This is a genomic window from Curtobacterium sp. MCLR17_059, assembly GCF_003234665.1.
GTDB lineage: Bacteria > Actinomycetota > Actinomycetes > Actinomycetales > Microbacteriaceae > Curtobacterium > Curtobacterium flaccumfaciens.
The window spans coordinates 26999-50124 of sequence record NZ_QKSU01000002.1 but is presented as its reverse complement, the minus strand read 5'-3'; the positions used below and the strand labels follow the sequence as shown (position 1 = coordinate 50124).

At 71.8% G+C, this 23126-nt stretch carries 22 protein-coding genes and 2 tRNA genes; 4 read left to right on the top strand and 20 right to left on the bottom strand.

What is annotated here, in order from left to right; all coding sequences use genetic code 11:
- Window positions 1-88: 88 nt before the first annotated feature.
- From DEJ12_RS04070 to DEJ12_RS04040, 7 genes are all read right to left on the bottom strand, one after another.
- The gene (locus tag DEJ12_RS04070; protein ID WP_111029145.1) at window positions 89-3826 is read right to left on the bottom strand and encodes an AAA family ATPase; all 3738 of its coding nucleotides are present in this window, start codon (window positions 3824-3826) and stop codon (window positions 89-91) included.
- 31 nt (window positions 3827-3857) lie between these two features.
- Window positions 3858-4829, bottom strand: coding sequence for a bifunctional DNA-formamidopyrimidine glycosylase/DNA-(apurinic or apyrimidinic site) lyase (gene mutM / locus DEJ12_RS04065; RefSeq protein ID WP_111029144.1), 972 nt, complete (start codon window positions 4827-4829; stop codon window positions 3858-3860).
- Window positions 4830-4833: 4 nt separating this feature from the next.
- Window positions 4834-5559 (bottom strand): ribonuclease III, encoded by a 726-nt coding sequence (gene rnc / locus DEJ12_RS04060; protein WP_173034235.1) that lies wholly within the window; start codon window positions 5557-5559, stop codon window positions 4834-4836.
- A gap of 13 nt (window positions 5560-5572) precedes the next feature.
- Window positions 5573-5776, bottom strand: coding sequence for a 50S ribosomal protein L32 (rpmF, locus tag DEJ12_RS04055; RefSeq protein ID WP_017888273.1), 204 nt, complete (start codon window positions 5774-5776; stop codon window positions 5573-5575).
- Window positions 5777-5831: 55 nt separating this feature from the next.
- The gene (locus tag DEJ12_RS04050; protein WP_071405664.1) at window positions 5832-6404 is read right to left on the bottom strand and encodes a DUF177 domain-containing protein; all 573 of its coding nucleotides are present in this window, start codon (window positions 6402-6404) and stop codon (window positions 5832-5834) included.
- A 93-nt stretch (window positions 6405-6497) separates the two neighbouring features.
- On the bottom strand, window positions 6498-6983 hold the full coding sequence (gene coaD / locus DEJ12_RS04045) for a pantetheine-phosphate adenylyltransferase (RefSeq protein ID WP_111029143.1): 486 nt from the start codon (window positions 6981-6983) through the stop codon (window positions 6498-6500).
- A 37-nt stretch (window positions 6984-7020) separates the two neighbouring features.
- The gene (locus DEJ12_RS04040; protein ID WP_258370484.1) at window positions 7021-9249 is read right to left on the bottom strand and encodes an ATP-dependent DNA helicase RecG; all 2229 of its coding nucleotides are present in this window, start codon (window positions 9247-9249) and stop codon (window positions 7021-7023) included.
- Between the two features lie 97 nt (window positions 9250-9346).
- On the opposite strand from DEJ12_RS04040, the gene DEJ12_RS04035 reads away from it, so the two are divergent.
- Window positions 9347-9907, top strand: a complete 561-nt coding sequence (locus tag DEJ12_RS04035; protein WP_027465899.1) for an RsmD family RNA methyltransferase — start codon at window positions 9347-9349, stop codon at window positions 9905-9907.
- 93 nt (window positions 9908-10000) lie between these two features.
- Here DEJ12_RS04035 and thiL read toward each other — a convergent pair whose 3' ends face one another.
- Window positions 10001-10996: a thiamine-phosphate kinase gene (gene thiL / locus DEJ12_RS04030; protein WP_111029141.1), complete on the bottom strand. Its 996-nt coding sequence runs from the start codon at window positions 10994-10996 to the stop codon at window positions 10001-10003.
- A gap of 24 nt (window positions 10997-11020) precedes the next feature.
- On the opposite strand from thiL, the gene DEJ12_RS04025 reads away from it, so the two are divergent.
- A complete protein-coding gene (locus DEJ12_RS04025) occupies window positions 11021-11506 on the top strand; it encodes a DUF3515 family protein (protein WP_111029140.1) in 486 nt (161 codons plus the stop codon).
- A 9-nt stretch (window positions 11507-11515) separates the two neighbouring features.
- On the opposite strand, the gene DEJ12_RS04020 is transcribed toward DEJ12_RS04025, so the two are convergent.
- The 6 genes from DEJ12_RS04020 to leuC form a co-directional block, all read right to left on the bottom strand.
- Window positions 11516-12598 carry a D-alanine--D-alanine ligase family protein gene (locus DEJ12_RS04020; RefSeq protein WP_111029139.1) on the bottom strand — a complete coding sequence of 361 codons (1083 nt, stop codon included), beginning with the start codon at window positions 12596-12598 and terminating at the stop codon, window positions 11516-11518.
- Window positions 12599-12657: 59 nt separating this feature from the next.
- Complete coding sequence (locus DEJ12_RS04015) at window positions 12658-13671, bottom strand: NAD(P)H-dependent glycerol-3-phosphate dehydrogenase (protein WP_111029289.1); 1014 nt, start codon at window positions 13669-13671, stop codon at window positions 12658-12660.
- Between the two features lie 79 nt (window positions 13672-13750).
- Window positions 13751-14575 carry a 1-acyl-sn-glycerol-3-phosphate acyltransferase gene (locus DEJ12_RS04010; RefSeq protein WP_084741194.1) on the bottom strand — a complete coding sequence of 275 codons (825 nt, stop codon included), beginning with the start codon at window positions 14573-14575 and terminating at the stop codon, window positions 13751-13753.
- A gap of 5 nt (window positions 14576-14580) precedes the next feature.
- Window positions 14581-15948: a UDP-N-acetylglucosamine 1-carboxyvinyltransferase gene (gene murA / locus DEJ12_RS04005; protein ID WP_111023958.1), complete on the bottom strand. Its 1368-nt coding sequence runs from the start codon at window positions 15946-15948 to the stop codon at window positions 14581-14583.
- Window positions 15948-16544, bottom strand: a complete 597-nt coding sequence (gene leuD, locus DEJ12_RS04000; RefSeq protein ID WP_111029138.1) for a 3-isopropylmalate dehydratase small subunit — start codon at window positions 16542-16544, stop codon at window positions 15948-15950. Before leuD ends, murA begins: the two co-directional genes overlap by 1 nt.
- Complete coding sequence (gene leuC, locus DEJ12_RS03995; protein WP_111029137.1) at window positions 16544-18001, bottom strand: 3-isopropylmalate dehydratase large subunit; 1458 nt, start codon at window positions 17999-18001, stop codon at window positions 16544-16546. Before leuC ends, leuD begins: the two co-directional genes overlap by 1 nt.
- 202 nt (window positions 18002-18203) lie before the next feature.
- Between leuC and DEJ12_RS03990 the strand changes: the two genes are divergently transcribed.
- Window positions 18204-19271: an FUSC family protein gene (locus tag DEJ12_RS03990; RefSeq protein WP_111029136.1), complete on the top strand. Its 1068-nt coding sequence runs from the start codon at window positions 18204-18206 to the stop codon at window positions 19269-19271.
- A 344-nt stretch (window positions 19272-19615) separates the two neighbouring features.
- Here DEJ12_RS03990 and DEJ12_RS03985 read toward each other — a convergent pair whose 3' ends face one another.
- The 5 genes from DEJ12_RS03985 to DEJ12_RS03965 all read right to left on the bottom strand — a co-directional run bounded on the left by DEJ12_RS03985 (window position 19616) and on the right by DEJ12_RS03965 (window position 21341).
- A complete protein-coding gene (locus DEJ12_RS03985) occupies window positions 19616-20221 on the bottom strand; it encodes a histidine phosphatase family protein (protein WP_027465908.1) in 606 nt (201 codons plus the stop codon).
- A complete protein-coding gene (gene crcB, locus DEJ12_RS03980) occupies window positions 20218-20607 on the bottom strand; it encodes a fluoride efflux transporter CrcB (RefSeq protein WP_111029135.1) in 390 nt (129 codons plus the stop codon). Before crcB ends, DEJ12_RS03985 begins: the two co-directional genes overlap by 4 nt.
- Window positions 20604-21050 (bottom strand): CrcB family protein, encoded by a 447-nt coding sequence (locus DEJ12_RS03975; RefSeq protein WP_111029134.1) that lies wholly within the window; start codon window positions 21048-21050, stop codon window positions 20604-20606. The genes crcB and DEJ12_RS03975 overlap by 4 nt, the downstream gene beginning before the upstream one ends.
- Before the next feature lie 106 nt (window positions 21051-21156).
- Window positions 21157-21232: transfer RNA gene (locus DEJ12_RS03970), tRNA-Glu, on the bottom strand.
- Window positions 21233-21265: 33 nt separating this feature from the next.
- Window positions 21266-21341, bottom strand: a tRNA-Glu gene (locus DEJ12_RS03965).
- A gap of 103 nt (window positions 21342-21444) precedes the next feature.
- On the opposite strand from DEJ12_RS03965, the gene DEJ12_RS03960 reads away from it, so the two are divergent.
- Window positions 21445-22350, top strand: a complete 906-nt coding sequence (locus DEJ12_RS03960) for a DUF72 domain-containing protein (protein WP_111029133.1) — start codon at window positions 21445-21447, stop codon at window positions 22348-22350.
- 130 nt (window positions 22351-22480) lie between these two features.
- Here DEJ12_RS03960 and DEJ12_RS03955 read toward each other — a convergent pair whose 3' ends face one another.
- On the bottom strand, window positions 22481-23116 hold the full coding sequence (locus tag DEJ12_RS03955; protein ID WP_111029132.1) for an MBL fold metallo-hydrolase: 636 nt from the start codon (window positions 23114-23116) through the stop codon (window positions 22481-22483).
- Between the last annotated feature and the right edge of the window lie 10 nt (window positions 23117-23126).

The following is a 23126-nucleotide window of genomic DNA, read 5'->3' as shown; positions in this document are numbered from 1 at the left end:
AAGGTGATCCCCGCGAAAGCGACAGATCGCCGCGAACTGTCGGCGGAGATCTGTCGCTTTCGCGGAACGGGGTGCGAAGCTCGGGCGCCTAGGCGACCGCGTCCGCCGGCTCGCGCTTCTGCACCCGCTGCCCGACGACGGCCGAGACGCCGTCCTGCCGCATCGACACCCCGTACAGGGCGTCGGCGATCTCCATCGTGCGCTTCTGGTGCGTGATGACGATGAGCTGGGACGACTCGCGGAGCCGCTCGAACACGGTCAGCAGGCGGCCGAGGTTGGCGTCGTCGAGTGCCGCCTCGACCTCGTCCATGATGTAGAACGGCGACGGCCGCGCGGTGAAGATCGCGACCAGGAGCGCCACCGCGGCCAGGGACCGCTCGCCGCCGGACAGCAGGGTCAGGCGGTCGATCTTCTTGCCGGCGGGCTTCACCTGCACGTCGATCCCGGTGCCGAGCAGGTCGGTCGGGTCGGTCAGGTTGATGGACCCCGAGCCGCCCGGGAACAGGATCGGGAAGATGACGTCGAACGCTTCCTTCGTGTCGTTGAACGCGGACTCGAAGATCGTCTGCATCTTCGTGTCGAGCTCGTCGATGATCGTCAGCAGGTCCGTCCGGGTCTTCTGCAGGTCCTCGAGCTGCTCGGCGAGGAACGCGTGCCGCTGCTCGAGCGCCTGGAACTCCTCGAGCGCGAGCGGGTTCACCTTGCCGAGCTGTCCGAGGTCGCGCTCGGCGGCCTTGAGCCGGCTCTCCTGCTCGGCACGGACGTAGGGCACGGTCTCGACGTCGGCCGGGTCGACCTCGTCGGACGTGTCGAACTCGGGCAGGGCCGGGCCGCCGGGCAGCGTGGACTCGGCGTCGACGAGGGCCAGGTCGTCGGCGTCGGGACCCGCTTCTGCAGTTGCTTCTTCCGGTACCTCCGGCTCGGTCACACCCGCGGCTTCGGCCGCGGCGGCCGCCGCTGCGCGCTCCGCCTCGCGGTGCTTCCGCGCGCGCACCCGCGGGTCCACGAGCACGTCGACGGGCACCGGTACGTGCGGCCCGTACTCGGCCACCAGCACGGCCTCGGTCAGCCCGAGCTCGCTCTGCGCCCGGTCGAGGACACCGGACACGTGCAGTTTCTTCTCGTAGATCTCCATCTCGAGCGAGTGCACGCCGTCGGTGATGGTCTGCAGGCGGTCGCGGAGCTCGCGCTCCTCGTTGCGGATCGTCTGCAGCTCGGTGTTGCGCTTCGACCGCTCGGCTTCCTCCGTCGCCAGCTGCACCCGGGCCTCGGCCAGCGAACGGTCGACCGCACCGAGCACCCCGGGCAGGTCGGCGAGCACGGCTTCCGCGGTCCGGATCTGGCCGCGTCGGATGACGGCGAGCCGGGCGGCCTCCTCGGCGGCGGCGCGCTCGGCCTCGAGCTGGCGTTCGAGCTGGTCGGCGCGGTTCCGTTCGGCGCGCACCCGCTCGCGCACGGTCTCGACTTGGATCCGCTGCTCGACCTCGGCCGCACGTGCGGCTTCGAGCGCGTCCTGCAGCGCGGGACGCTCAGACGCGTCGACCACGGGACGCTCCTGCTCGGTGAAGGCCCGGTGCGCCGACTCGGCCTCGGCCAGCACCGCCTCGGCGGTCTCGACGGCGCCGTCGGTCTCGGCCAGCGCGGCACGCAGCCGTTCGACCTCGGCCGCGGCGTTCTCCGCCTTCGCCCGCGTCGACGCACTCGTGCGGTCGTACTCGGCCTTCGCCCGCGTGTACGCGCGGGATGCTGCGTCGGCCTCGTCCGCACGGCGGCGTGCGTCCTCGACGGCACTGCGTGCGGCCTGGAGGCCCGTGGCCGCGTCCTCGGCGTCGGTCGCGATCGCGTCGCGGCGCGTCACGGCGTCGTCGCGCTCCGCGACGAGCTCGATGCGCGAGGTCACGCGCTCCCCGCCGCCGGTCACGCGGACCGCACGGACGAGGTCGCCGGACCGCATGACCAAGGTGGCGTGCGGGGCGGCCGTGAGCACCGCCTCCAGGTCGAGGTCGTCGGTTTCCGCGACCAGCGTGTCCCGCAGGATCGACGCGAACGCCGGCGGTCCCTGCACCAGGTCCGTGGCACGGCGGACGCCGGCCGGCAGGGTCTCGGGCAGGGCGGTGGTGACGGCTGCGGCGTCCGCGACGACGACGTCGATCCGGCCGAGGTCAGCAGCGCGGGCGTGGTCGACGGCGTCGAGCGCTGCACCGCGGTCGTCCGCGAGGACGGCGTCGGCGAGTCCCTCGAGCGCGGTGGCGATCGCGGCCTCGAACCCGGGCGAGACCGTCAGGCTGTCGGCCAGGCGACCGACGATGCCCGCGCGACCGGCGTCGATCAGGGCCTGCGAACCGTCGCGGACCTCGATCGACATGCCGAGCGCGGTGACCCGGGCGTCGAGGGCGTCCCGCTCGCGTTCGAGGGCGTGGAGGCGGTCGCGCTGCTCGTCGCGCGTGGTCTGGGCCCGTTCGAGCTCGACGCGCGCCTGCTCCAGTGTCTGCGCGAGCGCGGTCTCGTCGACACCCTCGGACGGGTCGACACCGAGTTCGGCGAGGGCCGCCGCGGCACGCTCGGCACGTTCCCCGGCCTCGGCCAGTGCCCGCTCCCGCCGCTCGCGGTCGGCGACGGCGGAACCGCGCTTCGACCGGGCGACGTCGACGGCGCTGGCGAGCCGCTGTGCCTCGAGGTCGTGCTGCGAGACCCGGGCTGCCTGGGCGGCGATGCGTTCGTCGAGGGCGTCCAGCGCGGCGCGGGCGTCCTGCACCGCGCGGGCGGTCGTCGCCGAACCGCCCTGCATCTCGTCGGCGCGGCCGGCGAGGCGGTCGGCCTCGGCACGGACCCCGGCGACCTGCTCCTGGGTGACGGTCGGGCCCTGCTGCGGGGCGTCCGCCTGCTGCGCGAGGAACATCAGGCGCTGGTTCGCCAGGCTCGACAGGCCGCGGAGGCGCTCCTGCACGCTCTCGAGCCGGTGCACGACGGTGCGGGCACGGTCGACGTCGTCGCCGACCATGCTCTGCTCGACGTGCTGCTGGCGCACCCGGGTCTGGTCGAGCCGCTCGGTCAGGACGATGCGCTCGGACTTTCGGCCCGCCTCGACCTCCTGGTGGTCGTGCAGCTCGCGGCGCAGGCGCACCACGTCGTCGGCCAGGATGCGGGCCTTCGCGTCGCGGAAGACCGCGGCGACCGACTGGGCCTTGCGCGCGACTTCGGCCTGCCGCCCGAGGGGCTTCAGCTGCCGCCGGATCTCACCGGCCAGGTCGGACAGGCGGGTCAGGTTCGTCTGCATCGCGTCGAGCTTGCGGAGCGTTTTCTCCTTGCGGCGACGGTGCTTCAGGATCCCCGCGGCCTCCTCGATGAAGCCGCGGCGGTCCTCGGGGGTGGCGTGCAGCACCTTGTCGAGCTGCCCCTGCCCGACGATGACGTGCATCTCACGGCCGAGGCCGGTGTCGCTCAGCAGTTCCTGCACGTCGAGCAGCCGGCAGTTCTCGCCGTTGATGGCGTACTCGCTGCCACCGTTGCGGAACAGCGTGCGCGCGATCGTCACCTCGGAGTACTCGATCGGCAGCAGACCGTCGCTGTTGTCGATGGTCAGCAGCACCTGGGCGCGACCGAGCGGACCGCGGGTCGAGGTGCCGGCGAAGATGACGTCCTCCATCTTGCCGCCGCGCAGGGTCTTCGCACCCTGCTCCCCCATCACCCAGGCCAGGGCGTCCACCACGTTCGACTTGCCGGAGCCGTTCGGGCCGACGATGCACGTCACGCCCGGCTCGAACGCGAACGTCGTCGGCTGCGCGAAGGACTTGAACCCCTTGATGGTCAGGCTCTTCAAGTACATGCGGTCTCCGGATGCTCAGGTTGGCGTCAGGCTAACGCGTGCGGGCGCGGGGACGGGGTTGGCACACGGGGCAGATGTGGCTCGACCGGTTCATGAAGGCCTCGCGCACGATCGTCGTGCCGCAGCGTGGGCACGGCTTCCCCTGCTGCCCGTAGACGTTCAGGCGCTGCGAGAAGTACCCGGACTGCCCGTTGACGTTGACGTACTGGGCGTCGAAGCTCGTGCCGCCGTCTTCGAGCGCCCGGCGCAGGATCGCGCGGACCTCGTCGAGCAGCCGACGCAGGTCGGCACGGGTGAGGCGGTCGGCGGCGCGGTCGTAGTGCAGCTTCGCGGCCCAGAGCGACTCGTCGGCGTAGATGTTGCCGATGCCGCTCACGACGCCCTGGTCGAGCAGCACCCGCTTGATGCCGCTCGAACGCTTCCGGGCCATCGCGGCGAACCGGTCGTCGTCGAAGGCGGGGTCGAGCGGGTCACGGGCGATGTGCGACACCTGCCCGGGCACCCACCGACGCCACACGGCATCGGGGTCGATCGCGTCGACCTGCCCGCCGAACCCGGCGGGAGCACCGTCGATCGTCGGCACCATCGCGTCGATCGCCATCGAGCCGAACGTGCGCTGGTCGACGAACTCGAGTTCCACCGGGGGCTCCGCCGCACCCGAGCGGTCGGTGCCCGCGGGCTGCACGTCGATGAGGATGCGCCGGTGCTTGGCCGCCGGTCGACCACGGCCGAGCAGGATCTGCCCGCTCATGCCGAGGTGGGCGACGAGTGCCTCGGGGCGGTCCCCGTCGCGCTCGGGCTGCAGCGGCATCCAGAGGAACTTGCCCCGGCGGACGGCAGCGGCGATCGTGCGACCGGTCAGTCGGTCGGCGAAGTCCTCGGCGGGGCCGTCGTGCCGGGTGAGGGCACGGTCGTCGACCACGTCGACGTGCAGGACCCGCGCGCCGCTGACGGCGGGTTCGAGGCCGGCGCGGACGACCTCGACCTCGGGGAGTTCGGGCACGCGGTCAGGCCGCTCGGCCGGACAACCGGGTCCAGGCGTCGAGCGCAGCGGCCATCTCGGCGGCCTTCTTGCTCGACCCGGTGCCGGTGGCGATGTCCTCGCCCTGCAGGACGACCGTCGCCATGAAGGTCTTGTCGTGGTCCGGGCCGGTCTCGGTGACGCGGTACGCCGGGTTGCCGAGCGAGCGGCTCGAGGCGAGCTCCTGCAGGCTGGTCTTCGGGTCCATCGCGGCGCCGAAGCGGTCCGGGTCGATCATGAGCGGTTCGACCAGGCGGAGCACGAGCTCGGTGGCCGGGTCGGGACCGGCCGACAGGTACGTCGCGCCGATGACGGCTTCGACGGTGTCGGCCAGGATCGACGACTTGTCGCGCCCGCCGGTCTGTTCCTCGCCCTTGCCGAGGCGCAGGTAGCGGCCGAGCCCGATCATCCGGGCGATCTCGGCCAGCGCCACGGTCGACACCAGGCTCGCTCGACGCTTGGCGAGGTCACCCTCGTCGAGGTCGGGGAACGACCGGTAGAGCTTCACGGTCACGGCCTGGCCGAGGATCGAGTCCCCGAGGAACTCGAGGCGCTCGTTGTGCTTGATGCCCCCGTGCTCGTAGGCGTAGGAGCGGTGCGTCAGGGCGAGCTGGAGCAGCTCGAGGTCGATGTCGGCCCCGAGGATGCCCTGCAGACGAACGACGTCCGGCCCCGCGGGGCGAGACCCCGCAGCGCCGGACGTTGTCGTCATGCGTTCGGTCCGATCAGACGTCGGCGACCTTGCGGCCCTTGTACTCCATGTACAGGGGCGTGCCGGCCGAGTCCTCGACGACCTTCGCGCGGTGCGGGAGGCTGTAGGTGACCTGACCGTTCTCGATCGTCTTCACGAGCTGGATCGGCGTGGCCTTCCACTGCGAACGACGGGCGTGCGTGTTCGCACGGGACTGCTTGCGCTTGGGAACGGCCATGGTGAATCTCTTTCGGTTGGTCGGTGGTCGGTACGGGGGCTGGCGGTGTCGGGACCTACTCGGTCTCGGCCCGCTCCTCGCCCTCGGTGGTCTTCGGTGCGGTGGTGTCACCGTCGGTGCTGTCGTCGAGCTCGATCGCGCTGAGCGCTGCCCAGCGGGGATCCAGCACCTGACGAGCGGGCTGCTCGCCGAGGTCGGCCAGACGCTCGCCCGTCACCGGGTCGAGTCCTGGGCAGTCCGGTCGGCAGACCGGCTGGAACGGCAGCGACAGCACCACCGCATCTCGAACGACCTGTTCGGTGTCCACGTGGTCATCGCGAACGAAGAAGTCGAAATCCTCCGAGGCATCATACGCGAATAGCTCGGCGAAATCGACCTCGATCGGTTCGCTGATGTCGATGAGGCAGCGCGAGCACTCCCCCGTGGCGTCGGCCGAAGCGTGTCCGGACACGAGGACGCCCTCGTGCAGGCCTTCGAGTTTGACGTCGATGTGCAGTTCTGCACCCTGTCGGACGCCGATCAGACCGGCCCCCATCGCGTCGGGCACCTCGATGTCGAGCGAGTGCTCGCGCATCTCACCCGGCCGGTGCGCGAGGTCGCGCACGCGCAGGGCGTAGGGGCTGTTCACGGGGGAAGACACGATCGACAAGCCTAGCGCGATCGGGGCCGAGAGTCGAGGTGGCGACAGGCGTGTCCGGACGCGGTGCCGCCCCGGGGACGCTCAGCGAGCCGCGAGCGCGTCGGCGACCGTCTTCGGCACGTAGGGCGTGACGTCACCGCCGAGGGACGACACCTGGCGGATCAGCGAGCTCGACACGTGCGCCCGCGACGCCTCGGGCAGCAGGAACACCGTCTCGACGTCGGCCAGGTGGCGGTTCATGATGGCCATCGGGGTCTCGTACGCGACGTCCTCGCCGGACCGCACGCCCTTCACCAGGACCTTCGCCCCGACCTGCCGGCAGTAGTCGACCAGCAGCCCGGACGTCCACTCGCCGACCGTGACCGTCGCCGGCGCGCCGACCTCGACCAGCGAGTCCTTGATGAGCCGAACCCGGTCGACCGCCTCGAACATGGCCGGCTTCTTGTCGGGGTTGTGCACCACGAGGACGTGCACCTCGTCGAAGAGCCCGGCCGCGCGGCCGATGACGTCGAGGTGCCCGAGGGTGACGGGGTCGAAGGAACCGGGGACCACCGCGATCTGCGCCATGGCAGCGACGATACCGCGCGGGCCGTCGGGCTCCGGGTCAGTTCTTTCCGAGGAACGCCGCGTCGGACTCGTCGAGGCGCCGGGCGAGGGCGTCACGGAGAGCCGGGGACCCCTCGAGCTCGGGATCGGGTTCGAGCACGCGCTCCGCTTCTCCGCGCGCGTCGACGATGAGGTCGGCGTGCTCGACCACCCGGAGCAGGTTGAGGGAGGACCGTCCACCGGACTGCCGTTCGCCCAGGACGTCGCCTTCACGCCGGAGCTCGAGGTCGACCCGGGCGAGCTCGAACCCGTCGTCCGAGGCGGCCACGGCGTCGACGCGCTCGCGCGAGGTCGTCTCGAGCTCGGCGGAGGTGACCAGCAGGCAGACACCGGCCCACTGCCCACGGCCGATGCGGCCGCGGAGCTGGTGGAGCTGCGAGACACCGAACCGGTCGGCGTCGAGGACGGCCATCATCGCCGCGTTCGGGACGTCGACGCCGACCTCGATCACGGTGGTCGCCACGACCACGTCGAGGTCGCCGGCGGCGAAGGACGTCATCACGCGGTCCTTCTCGTCGGCGGTCATCCGGCCGTGCAGGACCGCGATCGAGCGCCCTTCGAGCACGGGCATGGTGCGCATCCGCTCGGCGGTGGCGAGCACGGTCGCCGGCGCACGCTTCGGGGCGTCGTCCTCGCCCTCGGCCGGCTCCGGCTCGCCGTCGTCCTCGGTGTGGGCGTCGTCGATGGCCGGGCAGACGACGAACGCCTGGCGGCCCTTGGCGAGTTCCTCGGCCATGCGGGACCAGATCCGGGGTTCCCATCCGGGGTGCTCCGCCAGCGGGACCGTGAAGGTCTCGACGCCGGCGCGCCCGGACGGCATGCCCGTGATGGTCGAGACGTCGAGGTCGCCGAACACCGTCATCGCGACGGTGCGCGGGATCGGCGTGGCCGTGAGCACGAGCACGTGCGGCGGGGTCGTGCCCTTGGTGCGGAGTGCCTCGCGCTGCTCGACGCCGAAGCGGTGCTGCTCGTCGACCACCACGAGCCCCAGCTCGGCGAAGTCCACCCGGTCGCCCAGGAGCGCGTGGGTGCCGACGACCAGCCGTGAGCTGCCCGACGCGGCGGCGAGCAGGGCCCGGCGACGTTCGTCGGTGGACTGCGACCCGGTCAGGATCACCGGTCGGAGCTCGGCGGCCAGGTCCGGCCCGAGGAACTTCACGATGGAGCGCAGGTGCTGGGCCGCCAGCACCTCGGTCGGGGCGATGAGCGCGGACTGGCCGCCGGACTCGGCCACCGTGAGCATCGCCCGGATCGCCACGAGGGTCTTGCCCGAACCGACCTCGCCCTGGATCAGCCGGTGCATTGGCCAGGTGCGGGCGAGGTCCTGGTCGATGTCGGCACCGACGGCCCGCTGGTCGTCCGTCAACGTGAAGGGCAGGGTGGCGTCGAAGCGCTCGAGGATGCCACCGGGGGTGGCCACGCGCGGGGTCGCCGCGGTGCGACGGGCCGCGATCCGGCGCTGCACCAGGGCGGTCTGCAGCACGAACGCCTCGCGGTAGCGCAGGGCGTCCTGCGCGCGCTTGAAGTCCGCGACCTTCTCGGGGCGGTGCAGCAGCTCGAGGGCACGGCGGAACGGCACGAGGTCGAGCCGGGACCGCGCGGACGCCGGCACCGGGTCGGGCAGGTCCGGCAGGGTGTCGAGGACGATCCCGATGGACTTCGCGATCTGCCACGAGGTGAGCGACGCCGTCGCCGGGTAGATCGGGATCGGCTGGCGCGACCACCGGATCGCTTCGTCGGAGCCGGGCTCCGCCGTGGCGCGGGGGTCGTCGGGGTCGAACAGCTCGTAGTCCGGGTGGGCGAGCTGCCGGGCACCCCGGTAGTCGCTGACCTTGCCGGAGAAGATGCCCCGGGCACCGGGGACGAGGTCCTTCGTGCGCCACCCCTGGTTGAAGAACGTGAGGGTGAGCAGGCCCTTGCCGTCGCCGATCTTCGCTTCGAGGATCGAGCCGCGGCGCGCGCGCATGGTGCGTTCACGGACGTCGACCACCTCGGCCACGATGGTGACGGGTTCGCCGATCGCGAGCGAGTCGAGGGCCGTCAGTGCACCACGCTCGGCGTAGCGGCGGGGCGCGTGCTCGAGGAACTCACCCACCGTGCGGTAGCCGAAGGCCTTCTCGATCGCCGTCGCCGTCCGACCGCCGAGCACGTTCGCGAGCCGCGCGTCGAGCGGCGCCGGACCGAGGTCGGGCGCGGCCGGCGCAGCGGGGGTTCCGGAGGTGACCACGCTCCCACGGTACCGGGCACGACCGACCCCACCCGCGCCTCCCGAGCGGCCTGTGGAGAACACCGGACCGGACCCGTCGGGCCGATACGGTGGCTGCATGACCCGCATCATCGCCGGCGCCGCCGGCTCCCTGACGCTCCGGGTGCCGAAGTCCGGCACCCGCCCGACGAGCGACCGCGTGCGCGAGGCGCTGTTCTCGTCGCTCGAGGCACGGGGGCTCGTCGAGGCCACGTCGGTGGCCGACCTGTACGCGGGGACGGGCGCGCTCGGGCTCGAGGCGGCGTCCCGCGGTGCGGCCGAGGTCGTCCTGGTCGACCGGGCGTCCGCCGCCGCGCAGGCCTGCCGGGCGAACGCGAAGGCCGTGCAGCAGCGGGTGCCGGGCGTCCGGATCGACGTGCAGCCGCAACCGGTGCTCGGGTACCTGCGCGGGACCGTCCGCACCTTCGACCTGGTGTTCATCGACCCGCCCTACGACGTCACCGAGCACGAGCTCGCCGAGGTGCTCGAGGCCCTGGCACCGAAGCTGACGCCGGATGCCGTGGTCGTGGTCGAGCGGAGCAAGCGCTCCCCCGAGCCCACCTGGCCGGCGGGGCTCGCGCCGTTCAGCAAGCGCAGCTACGGCGAGACCGTCGCCTGGGAGGCCGTCGCCGCCGGCTGAGGCGCTCTGCGCGTGTGCACGCGCTCTGCGACGGTGCACCTGTCGAACGACGCGTGTTCTGTCGCCACACGGTGGAGCACCGACCGGGCCCAGTCAGCCGGCGGCGCCGTCCCAGTCCGCGTAGGGGTCCCAGCCGGTCGTCGGCACCGCGGCACCGGCGCGCAGCACGTCCGCGTCACCGCGCTCCCGCACGACACCGATGCGCCGGAAGCCCCCGGGCAGAGCCGTGCCTGCCGGGAACGTGGCGAGCAGTCCGTGGTCCTCGCCACCGTGCAGCGCAACCTCGTCGAGGTCGGCGGCGGCATCGAGTTCGAGCGTCACCCGGCTGGCACGGGCGAGCCGACCGGCGTCGATCGCCAGGCCGTCGGACAGGTCGAGCATCGCGGTGGCTCCGGCCCCGGCCGCGAGCGGCCCGTCGGCGATCGGGGGCACCGGGCGGCGCTGGCGTCCGACGTCGGGGTCGACGTCCGCGTCGCTCGCGACCGTCGCGGCGCGGTCCGGCTCGCCCCGGTCGTCGACGCCGTCGCGGAACAGCCGGGACAGCCCACGGGCGGCACGTCCGAGCTCGCCGGACACCGCGAGCACGTCACCGACGCTCGCGCCCGACCGGAGCACGGGCGCGCGGCCCAGCAGGTCACCGAAGGCGGTGACGGCCACCGTGAACGTCGCCGAGGTGGACAGGTCTCCCCCGACGACCCCGCACCCCGGCGCGAGTGCATCGACGGCGAGCCGGAAGCCGTCGGCGATGCCCTCGAGGACGGCCACGGGGGTGTCCTGCGGTGCGGCGAGGGCGATCACGAGGCCGCTCGGTACGGCACCCATCGCGGCGACGTCGGAGAGGTTCGTGGCGGCCGCCTTCCAGCCGATGTCCGTCGGTGACGACCACGCCCACCGGAAGTCCGGACCGTGGACCATCATGTCCGTCGTGACGACGAAGCGGCCGTCCGGAGCGGCGACGACGGCGCAGTCGTCACCGGGGCCGAGGATCGGCGTGCCCGCGGGCAGACGGCTCGTGATCCGGTCGAGGACGACGAGTTCGCCGAGCTCCCCCACCGTCGGTCCGGCCCAGGCGTCGTCCGTCGCATCCACACGAGAACGGTAGCCTGGACGGCGATGGACACCGCGCGCCGCACCCCTCGAACCCTCGCGATCGTGGGGGCCGTGATCACCCTCGCCGCCGGGCTGACCGGGTGCACGAACGCCGTGTCGATGTCCGCCGCCCCGTCGGCGAACGCAGCGGCGTGCGCGGCCGTGCAGGTCCGACTGCCCGCGACCGTGGACTCGAAGTTCGACCTGCGGAACACGAACGCGCAGGCGACCGCTGCCTGGGGCGACCCCGAGGTGGCGATCTACCACTGCGGTGTCGCCGTCCCCACCGTGTCCGACCTGCCGTGCTTCTCGCAGGGCGGCGTCGACTGGATCCGCGACGACCGCGGCGACCAGGTCGTCTACACGACGTTCGGTCGGTCACCGGCAGCCCAGGTCGTGGTCGACTCGACGAAGACCACGTCATCGGTCGTGCAGGAGCTGTCCGACGCCGTGTCGTCACTGCCGAAGGACGGGCACAAGTGCCTCGACCCCGCCGACGTGCAGGGCTGACCGAACTGGTCAGCGGACGGCGGCTCGACCCAGCTCGATGAGCTCCGTGATCAGCTCGCCGTAGGACACGCCCGACGCCGCCCAGCAGCGCGGGTACATCGACAGCGGCGTGAAGCCCGGCATCGTGTTGACCTCGTTCACGACGAAGCCGTCGTCGGTCAGGAAGCAGTCGACACGGGCGAGCCCCGAACCACCGATGGCTTCGAACGCGCGGGCACCGATGGAGCGGATCTCGTCGGTCTGGTCGTCGGTCAGCGGTGCCGGGCAGAGCAGCGACTCGTCGCCGCCCAGGTACTTCGAGGCGAAGTCGTAGAAGCCGTCCTCGGCCACGACGATCTCGCCCGGCAGGCTCGTGCGCGGCACACCGTCACGACCCTCGAGCACGGCGACCTCGACCTCGCGGCCGATCACACGGGGCTCGACGATCACCTTGGAGTCGTGCTCGAACGCCAGGTCCATCGCGGCACCCAGCTGCGAGGGCTCGTCGACGCGCGAGACGCCCATGCTCGACCCGGCGCGGGCCGGCTTGACGAACAGCGGCCAGCCGTGCGCGGCGATCGTCTCGGCGACGTCCACCGGGTCGGCCGCCCACTGCCGGCGGAGCACGGTGGTCCACGGCGCGACCCGCAGCCCGGCGTGCTCGAGCACGGCCTTCGCGACGTGCTTGTCCATCGCCAGGGCGCTCGCAAGCACGCCGTCGCCGACGTACGGCAGCCCGGCGATCTCGAGCAGGCCCTGGATCGTGCCGTCCTCGCCGAAGGGACCGTGCAGGATCGGGAACACCACATCGACCGGGATCGCGGTGACGGTGCCGTCGGGGTGGGACACGACGAGTTCGTTGGTGGCCGGCGAGGTCGGGAACGCGATCCGCGTGCCGTTGTCGGGAACGGTCGGCAGCGCGCCGTCGCGGATGGTCCACTGCGCCGGGTCGTCCGACTGCAGCGTGAAGGCACCGTCCTGGGTGATCCCGATCGGCACGAGGTCGTACTCGGCCCGGTCGACGACGTCCATGATGCCGCCGGCGGTCACGCAGCTGATCTCGTGCTCGCTCGAGCGACCGCCGAAGAGCACGGCGACGGTGGTCCTGGGCATGGGGGTTCCCTCGGGGATCGTGGGCACGGGAGTCCCTTCGTGACTCGGTGCGGGACCGGTCACTCGCCCTGCGGCTCGTCGGTCTCGGTGAGGTGCGGCGCGATGTTGCGCGGATCGAGCCTACCGGCGAGGACCTCGCCGACCTGGCTGACGATGGGCATGTCGACGCCGTTCGCCGCGGCCAGCTCGAGGATCGGGGCGACCGAGGCCAGCCCCTCCGCCGTCTGGTTCATCTGGCGGACGACCTCGTCGAACCGGTAGCCCTGGCCGAGCAACCGCCCGGCGGTGTTGTTCCGCGACAGCGGCGACTGGCACGTGGCGATGAGGTCGCCGAGGCCCGCGAGCCCGGACAGCGTGGACGACTGCGCGCCGAGCGACACCGCGAAGTCGGTCATCTCGGCGAGGCCGCGCGTGATGATCGACGCCTTGGTGTTCTCGCCGTAGCCGACCCCGTCGACGATGCCGATCGCGACGGCGATGAGGTTCTTCAGCACGCCGCCGAACTCGGTGCCGATGACGTCGGTGTTGATGAACGACCGGAAGTACGGATTCGTCGCGACGGCGGCGACGTCGGTGGCGGTCTCCAGCGACGACGACGACACCACGGCGGCGGTCGGCTGCCGACGGGCGATCTCGAGCGCCAGGTTCGGGCCGCTGGCCACCGCGATGCGGTCCTGGTCGATGCCGAGACCCTGCAGCAGGACCTCGCTCATCCGCAGGCCCGTGCTCTTCTCGACGCCCTTCATCAGACTGACGACCGGCACGTCCGCGGGCAGCAGCTCGCGGATCGCGGCGAGGTTCGAGCGCAGGGTCTGCGAGGGCACCGAGACGTACACCTGCGAGGCGCCGTCGAGCACGCGCCCGAGGGACGTCGACGCGGTCAGGGTGCGGGGCAGGTTGATGCCGGGCAGGTAGTCCGAGTTGCGCTTGGTCTCGGTGATCTCGCGGGCGACCTCGGGGCGTCGGGCCCACACCACGGTGGAGGCACCGCCCTCGGCCAGCACCTTCGCGAACGTGGTGCCCCAGCTGCCGGCACCGATCACGGCCACTCGGGGCTTGTCGGTCGACTGCATGACCACCCGGATCGCGGCGGTGTCGAAGGCCCCCGGAGCCGCGGCGGCAGGGTCGGGTCGGTCGTCGTGGGGTCGGAGGTCACTCAAACCGGCCGGTCTCCTTCTGGTTGTTCGCCGCCGGGTCCCAGCGGGTCGCGGGTGCCCGTTCGCCACGGAGCACCTCGAGCAGCGCGGTGATCTCGCGCATGACGAGTTCGGTGGCCTCGCCGAGCATCTGCTGGTCGATCTGCCGACCGCGGTACGCCGACAGGTCGACCGGGTCACCGATGATGACGTCGACGCGGGACGGCGGGAACAGCCGGAGCTTCTTGCCGTACCTGGCCATGATGTTCTGCGTGCCCCAGTGGGCCATCGGGATGAGCGGCACGTCGTTCTCGAGCGCGATCCGCACCGCACCCGTCTTGCCGCGCATCGGCCACAGGTCGGGGTCGCGGGTGAGCGTGCCCTCGGGGTAGACGATGATCGCCCCGCCCTGCTCGACCAGGGACCGGCCGCCACCGAGCGGGTCGCTCAGGCGCGTCCGGCCGGAGCGTTCGACCGGGATCTGCCCCATGCCGGACATGAGCTTGCCGACCACGGGGACCTTGAACAGCGACGCCTTCGCGAGGAACCGCGGCGCCCGCTTCGAGATGTACACGGCGGTGCCCACGACCAGGGGGTCGATGTTCGTGAAGTGGTTCGGTGCGAGCACGAACGCGCCCTCGGCCGGCAGGCGGTTCGGGCCGTGCCAGTGGTAGCGCGCCGAGAACCGGAACGTCGGGATGACGATCGAGGCGACGATGCGGAACGCGGTGTTCAGCTCGCCGCGGCGCCACCGGCGCCCACGCACGGGGAGGCCGGTCGCGACCTGCGCGTCGGAGCCGCCACGGGCCTCCAGACCGTCGCCTTTTCCTTCTGCCGGCACTGTGCCTACCCAGCGAAGTCGAAGTCGGCGCCGAGCTTGCGCAGCTTCGGGATGAAGTGCTCGTAGCCGCGGCTGATGATGCCGACGTTGGTGATGTGCGACTCGCCGTCGGCGGTCAGCGCCGCGATGAGGTGGCTGAACCCGCCGCGCAGGTCGGGGACGCGGACGTTGGCGGCGTGCAGCTTCGTCGGACCGGTGATGACGGCGGCCTGCTCGAACGGGCGGCGGGCGACACGGCGGTCGTGGCCGGGCAGCCCCTCCTTGTGCACGACGATGTCGGCACCCATCTCGTTCAGTGCGTCGGTGAAGCCGAAGCGGTTCTCGTAGACGGTCTCGTGCACGATGCTCTGGCCGTCGGCCTGGGTCAGCGCGACGATGAGCGGCTGCTGCCAGTCCGTCATGAAGCCGGGGTGCACGTCGGTCTCGATGACGACGGGCTTCAGGGTGTCCAGCTCGCGGTAGAACCGGATGCCGTCCTCCTGGATGTCGAACCCGCCGCCGACCTTGCGGAAGACGTTGAGGAACGTCATGAGCTCCTGCTGGTTCGCGCCCTCGACGAAGATGTCGCCGTTGGTGGCGAGCGCGGCGGAGGCCCAGCTCGCGGCCTCGTTGCGGTCGTTGATCGCGCGGTGCGTGTAGCCGCGGAGCGACTCGACGCCCTCGATGAAGATGACGCGGTTCGGCTCGACCGAGACGATGGCGCCCATCTTCTGCAGGATCGCGATGAGGTCCATGATCTCGGGCTCGATCGCGGCGTTCCGCAGCTCCGTGACGCCCTTGGCGAGGGTCGCCGAGAGCAGGACCTGCTCGGTGGCGCCGACGCTCGGGTACGGCAGCTCGATCGAGGCGCCCTTCAAGCCGTCCGGGGCAGTCAGGTGGATGCCGTTGACCTGCTTGTCGACGACCGCACCCATGGCGCGGAGGGCGTCGAGGTGGAAGTCGATCGGGCGGTCGCCGATGCGGCAGCCGCCGAGGTCGGGGATGAACGCCTCGCCGAGCTTGTGCAGCAGCGGACCGCAGAACAGGATCGGGATGCGGCTCGACCCGGCGTGCGCGTCGATCTCGGCGAAGTGCGCCGACTCGACCCGCGACGGGTCGAGGATGAGTTCGCCTCGTGCAGGATCGGTGATGCGCACCCCGTGCACCTCGAGCAGCCCGCGGACCACCTTGACGTCGGAGATGTCCGGCACGTCACGGAGGATCGACGGGGTGTCACCGAGCAGCGACGCCACCATGGCCTTGGTCGCGAGGTTCTTCGCCCCACGGACCTCGATGCGCCCCACGAGCGGCTTGCCCCCGCGGATGACGATCTCGTCCGACTTGAGGCCCACGCGCGCCCCTGCGGCCGCTGCGTCCTGTACGAGAGAGTTCACTACTTCACCGGCAATGTCTTCGGCCGCCAACTGGAGCGGCGGGATTCGAACTCCGTGATCGAGGTCTCGTCACGGAGGGTGAGCCCGATGTCGTCGAGCCCTTCCATCAACCGCCAACGAGTGTAAGCGTCGATCTCGAAGGGGACGTCCACATCCCCCAGCGACACGCGCTGCGTCTCGAGGTCGACCGTCGCTTCGATGCCCGGGTTCGCCTCGATGGCGGCCCACAGCCGCTCGACCTCCGGTTCGGTCACGATCGCGGTGACCAGGCCCTGCTTGCCGGCGTTGCCCCGGAAGATGTCCGCGAACCGGGGCGAGATCACGACCGAGAAGCCGAAGTCACGGAGCGCCCAGACGGCGTGCTCGCGGGACGACCCGGTGCCGAAGTCGAGGCCGGCGATCAGGACGCGGGCGCCCTGGTAGCGCTCCTGGTTCAGGACGAAGTCGGGGTCCTGACGCCATCCGGAGAACAGGGCGTCCTCGAAGCCGGTCTTCGTCACGCGCTTCAGGTAGACCGCGGGGATGATCTGGTCGGTGTCGACGTTGGACCGCTTGAGCGGCGCGGCGATGCCGGTGACGGTGGTGATCTTGTCCATCAGAAGGTCCCCTCGGTGGCGGTGGCGGACGTCGCCGCCGCGATCTCGTCGTCGGTCTCCAGGTCCCACGGGCTGGACAGCGTGCCGCGCACCGCGGTGGCCGCGGCGACGAGCGGCGACACCAGGTGTGTGCGGCCGCCCTTGCCTTGGCGGCCCTCGAAGTTGCGGTTCGAGGTGCTCGCGCAGCGCTCCCCCGGAGCCAGCTGGTCCGGGTTCATGCCGAGGCACATCGAGCAGCCGGCGAACCGCCACTCGGCGCCGAACTCCTTCATGACGACGTCGAGCCCCTCAGCCTCAGCCTCGAGCCGGACGCGCGCGGAGCCCGGAACCACCATGACCCGAACACCCGGCGCCTTCTGCCGGCCCTTGATGATCGACGCGAAGGCCCGCAGGTCCTCGATGCGCGAGTTCGTGCAGGACCCCATGAACACCGCGTCGACGGCGATGTCCTTCATCGGGGTGCCGGCGGTGATGTCCATGTACTCCAGGGCACGGCGGGCGGCGGCCTGGTCGTTGGGGTCGCTGTAGGCGGCCGGGTCCGGCACGCTCTCGGACAGCGAGACGCCCTGGCCGGGGTTCGTGCCCCAGGTGACGAAGGGCTCGAGCTCGTCCGCGTCGATGAACACCTCGGCGTCGAACACGGCGTCGTCGTCGGTGGCGAGGGTCTCCCAGTACGCGACGGCGTCGTCCCAGTCCTGGCCGGTGGGCGCGTGGTCGCGGCCCTGCACGTAGTCGTAGGTGGTCTGGTCGGGGGCGACCATGCCGGCGCGGGCGCCGGCCTCGATCGACATGTTGCAGATCGTCATGCGGCCCTCCATCGAGAGGGCGCGGATCGCGGAGCCGCGGTACTCGAGCACGTAGCCCTGGCCGCCGCCGGTGCCGATCTTCGCGATGACGGCCAGGATGATGTCCTTCGCCGTCACCCCCGGACGCAGCGTGCCCTCGACCGTGATCGCCATCGTCTTGAACGGCTTGAGCGGCAGGGTCTGCGTGGCGAGGACGTGCTCGACCTCGGACGTGCCGATGCCGAACGCCATCGCGCCGAAGGCCCCGTGGGTGCTGGTGTGCGAGTCGCCGCAGACCACGGTGATGCCGGGCATGGTCAGGCCGAGCTGCGGACCGACCACGTGGACGATGCCCTGCTCCTTGTCGCCCAGGGAGTGCAGGCGGACGCCGAACTCCTCGCAGTTGCGACGGAGGGTCTCGATCTGGATCCGGCTCGTCGGGTCCGCGATCGGGCGGTCGATGGCGAGCGTCGGGGTGTTGTGGTCCTCGGTCGCGATCGTCAGGTCGAGGCGACGCACCGGTCGCCCGGCCTGCCGCAGGCCGTCGAACGCCTGCGGACTCGTCACCTCGTGCACGAGGTGGAGGTCGATGTAGAGGAGGTCGGGGTTGCCGTCCTCGCCCTTGACCACGACGTGGTCGTCCCACACCTTCTCGGCGAGCGTCTTTCCCATGAGCTCAGCCCTCCTCGTCCTCGTCGTTGCGCCGCGACCGCGGCGCGATCAGGCGACTCTACCATTGGTATACCAACGCGCGGCACCCCGGCCGCCGCGGGTGCGTCACCCCGCCGTCGCACGCCCGTCACCCCGTGGCGGCACGGCCTGGAGGCCCGTGGCGACTCCCGGACACCCGTCGCGGTGGGAAGATGGTGACGACATGACGACACCTGCGCACTCGACCCGGACCATCAACCTCGAGGGCGCGGCACGTGCCGCGATCGCCGGTGGCGCACCGCTCGCGCTGCTCATCGCCCTCGGCATGCCGGGGTACGCCGCCTTCGCCATGTTCGCCGGGTTCACCGCCATCTTCGGCGCGACCGAGCCCTACCGGCAGCGTGCCGTCACCACCGGCGTCGCGGGTGCGCTGCAGGCGCTCTGCATGTTCGCCGGCATCGGGGTCGGGCTCGTCGGGTCGCCGCTCTGGCTGCAGGCCGTGGGTCTCGTCGTCGTCCTGGTGGTCGCGGTCTGCACCCTCTCCACGCTCCGGGCGATCCCCGCGCAGCCGATCTTCCCGGTGTTCGCGTTCGTCGTGTCCGCACTCGTGCCGATGCGCCCGGCGGACGTCCCACTCGTCACGACGATCATCGTCTGCTCGGTGGTCTGGGCCTGGCTCGTCGCGATGTCCGGTGCGGTGCTCCGCCGGGTGTTCCACCCGCACGCCCCGCACCGGTTCCGCCCGCTGGCCGACCGCAAGCACCGCTCGCTCGCGGTCCTGCGGACACCGGCGCTGTGGGAGACCGTCGCGCTCAACGTCGTCGGGTCGCTCGTCGCCGGTGCGGTCGCGGAGTCGATCCCCGGACTCGGGCACCCCTACTGGGCGGTCATCGCGGTGGTCTCGACCCTGCCGGCGATCCGGCAGCGGCACACCGTCGTCCGCGCCGGGCAGCGTGTGGTCGGCACGATCGGCGGCACCGTCATCGCGGTCGGCATCCTGCTGCTCGAGCCGTCGGCGTGGTGGATCGTCGTGCTGGCCGTCGTCGGGCAGTTCTTCGCCGAGATCTTCGTCGCCCGGAACTACGCCGTGTGCCTGCTCTTCCTCACCCCGCTCGCCCTGGCGGTGTCGTGGCTGAGCCTGCCCGAGGCACCCCAGCTGCTGGCGCTCGACCGTATCGCGCAGACCGTGCTCGGTGCCGTGGTCAGCGTGGGGCTGCTGCTCGTCGGGCGTGCGATCGAGCGTCGGCGCGGCCGTGCCCTGGGTGCGACGAGCGCGATCCGGACCGTCTGACGCGCCTGGTCGAACCGGGCGTACCTGGTCGAACCGGGCGTACCTGGTCGAACCGGGCGCACCTGGTCGAACCGGGCGTACCTGGTCGTTCCTTTCGACCAGGTGTGCCCGATTCCGCCTGCCATCGCGCGTGACAGGGGAAGGAACGTGCGCGGACGGCGGACGGGAGGCCCGTGGCGGCGCCGCCACGGGCCTCCCGTCCGCCGATGGTCGCGACCACTGCGTCCTGCGAAAGCGACAGATCGCTGCGGAACAACCGCGGGGATCTGTCGCTTTCGCGGACGGGACGGCACCGCGTGCCGCGGGTCTGTCGCTTTCGCGAGCCCGTCGGCCCCACCGCCGCGTCAGTCGCGCGGCTGGATGTTCCAGGCGTCGATGACGGGGCGGCCGTGTTCGTAGCCGAGGATGCTGACCGAGGCGGTGCCGAGCTTCAGCACGGCGCCGTCCTGCGGCGCGAGCCGGATCCACGCGGCACCGAGCGCGCGCAGCACGTGGCCGTGGGCGATGAACACCGCGTCGTGGCCCTCGGCGAGCACCGGACGGGCACGGTTCAGGATGCGCTCGACGCGGACCCGGACCTCGGCGGCGTTCTCCCCGGGGGTGTCGCCGGCGGGGACGCCGTCTGTCCAGAGGTCCCACGGACCGTGGCGCAGCACCTTGATCTGCGGGGTGGTGAGGCCCTCGTACGCGCCGTAGTCCCACTCGTACAGGTCCTCGTCGAGCTCCGGCTCGACGCCGATCAGGTGCGCGGTGTCGCGGGCGCGCTGCAGCGGGCTCGACAGCGCCAGCGCGAACGACCGGTCCCCGAGGTACCGGCCTGCGCGCTTCGCCTGCTCGACACCGTTGTCGGTGAGCGGGATGTCGGTGCGGCCGGTGTGCTGCCCGCTCTTCGACCACTCCGTCTCTCCGTGACGGACGAGGACGAGTTCGCCGGGGCGTTCCGAGGTCATGAGTTCCTTCCGATCCAGAGGCCGAGCGCAGCTGCGCCGACCGAGACGACGAGCATCCCGAGGCCGTTCAGGACGGCGAGCCGGGTCTTGCCGGATCGGAGGAGCTGTACGGTCTCGACGCTCGCCGTCGAGAACGTCGTGTACCCACCCATCATGCCCGTCCCGAGCACAGCGACCGTCGAGGCGGGGATGGTGCCGGCCTGCCCGAGGCCCGTCAGGACCCCGAGCACGAGCGATCCGGACACGTTGATGAGCAGGGTCCCGACCGGGAACCCGGCGAACCAGGAACCGGCGACGCGGCCCTTGACGAGCCCGTCGAGCACGAAGCGGAGCGCGGCGCCGGCTCCCCCGCCGACGGCGACCAGGACCAGTTCGACCGGGCTCATCGGGCGTCCTCTCGGGGTTCGGGGCGCGTGCGGGGCCGGGTGGCCGCGGCGACCCACAGACCGAGGACGACCGCGACGAGTCCGAGCACGACCGACAGCAGGGCGTACCCGCTGCCCGCCGTCCAGCGGCCGAGGTCGAGCAACTGCGCGGTGTCGTCCGCCAGCGTGCTGTAGGTCGTGAATCCGCCGAGGACGCCGGTGCCGACGAACAGCCGGACCGCGCGACGACGACCGATGTCGGGGCCGCGGCGTGCGAGCGCGTCGAGCAGGAACCCGAGGCAGAACGCCCCGACGACGTTGATCCCGAGGATGGTCCAGCTGATCCCGTCGTGCGCGGGGAACGCCGCGGCGAGGAGTGCTCGGACGGCCGTCCCGATCGCGCCGCCGAGAGCGACCAGGGCGACGAGCCTCCAGCGCAGGTGCGGTGGGCGTTCGGCGTGCATCGTGCTCCCGTCGCGAGGCGATCGTTCCCCGGGTGACGGGGACGATCCAGGCTAGCCGAGACGACGAAACCCCCGCCGAGCCGGAGCTGGACGGGGGTTTGCGTGCTGGTGACCCCAGCGGGATTCGAACCCGCGTTACCGCCGTGAGAGGGCAGCGTACTAGGCCGCTATACGATGGGGCCGCGGCTGTTGTCGGACTCGGAGCATGTCACCTGTGGTGACCCCAGCGGGATTCGAACCCGCGTTACCGCCGTGAGAGGGCAGCGTACTAGGCCGCTATACGATGGGGCCGTTCCGACAACTCGACAAGTATTGCACAAGGCTCGCATCCGCACCAAAACGGGGCGTGTCGCCCGGGTGTGCCGCCATGTCGGAGCAGGCATACGGTGGATCGATGACGGCCGACCACGACGCGATCGCCCGGGCCAGACACGTGAGCGGCTGCCCGTCGGCCACGGTCCGGATCGGCCTGTCCGGGTGGCAGTACGACGGCTGGCGTGGGGACTTCTACCCCGACGGCCTCGCGAAGCGGCGGTGGCTCGAGCACGTGGCGTCGCGGTTCCCGACGGTGGAGCTGAACGGATCCTTCTACTCGCTGCAGCGTCCGGCGCGCTACCGGGCGTGGCGTGCGGCCTCGGGCGGGCAGCCGTTCCGGTTCGCGGTCAAGGGCGGCCGGTACGTCACGCACATGCTGCGGCTGCGGAACGTCGACACCGCCCTGGCGAACTTCTTCGCCTCGGGTCCGCTGGAGCTCGGGGACACCCTCGGGCCGGTGCTCTGGCAGCTGCCCGAGCGCCTGCTGCCGACGCCGGAGGTGCTCGACGCGTTCCTCGGGCTGCTCCCCCGGACGCACGGTGCCGCCGCTGAGCTCGCACGCCACCACGACGACAAGGTCCCCGGCGAACCGGACGGTCTCGTGGTGCCCGAGGAACCGGCGTGGTCGATCGACCACGCGCTCGAGTTCCGGGCCGCCGGCTTCGACGACGAGCACCTCGACGTGCTCCGCCGGCACCGCGTCGCCCTGGTCGACTCGCACGCCGGCGACTTCCCCCGCTTCCGGGCGGACACCGGGGCACCACTCGCGTACCTCCGGTTGCACGGCGCGCCCCGGACCTACCACGACGGGTACTCGCCCCAGGCGCTCGGCGGGTGGGTGACGACGGTCCTCGAGCACGCCGAGGCCGGCCGGGACGTCTACGTGTACTTCGACAACGACGCCGAGCGGCACGCTCCGTGGGACGCCCTGGCGCTCGACCGCCTGGTCGCGGCGCGACTGCGTCGGCGGGCGCCCGACCGGTGAGCAGCAGAAGCCGGGTGCGTGGACGCGACCCGTCGCGTTCTGCTCACTCGGTGACGGACAGGAGGCGCGTGGCGGCGCCGCCACGGGCCTCCAGGCCGCGCAGCGCAGCGCAGCGCAGCGCAGCGCAGCCCTAGAGCGTGAGCGACTCCCCCGGACGCAGCACGACGAGCGACCCGGCGGGCTCGACGGCCTCGCGGAGCCGCCCCGTGTGCATGCCGAGGCCGACCTCGGACAGGGTGGCCTCGTGGATCGGGTACGCCCGGGACGGCGCGATCGCGGCAACGTAGTCCATCATCTCGGCGACCTTGAGCCACGGCGCCCCGACGGGTGCCGCGAGGACCTCGACCGGGACGCCCGGGTCCGTGTAGGAGTCGCCCGGGTGGAACAGCCGGCCGTTCACGAGCACGCCGGTGTTGTCGACGATCGGCACCGAGGCGTGGATCAGCTGGTGCCGCGTGCCGTGGAAGGTGAGCGTGAACGGGCCGACCGTCCGGTGGTCGCCGTCCGTGACGACGTCCACCGTGACGCCCGCCTCGGCGAGCGCCGCGCGGACCCCCTCCGGTCCGATGACGACCGCACGGGGGTTGGCGTCGAGGATGCGCCGGACCTGCTCGGGGGTGACGTGGTCCGGGTGCTCGTGCGTGACGACGACGGCGACGACCCCGGACGCGTCGACCGGTCGGGTGAAGTTCCCCGGGTCGAGGACCAGGCGGGCGTCCCCCTCGGTGATGACCTGGCAGGCGTGTTCGAGTTTGGTGACCTCCATGCGGGCGACC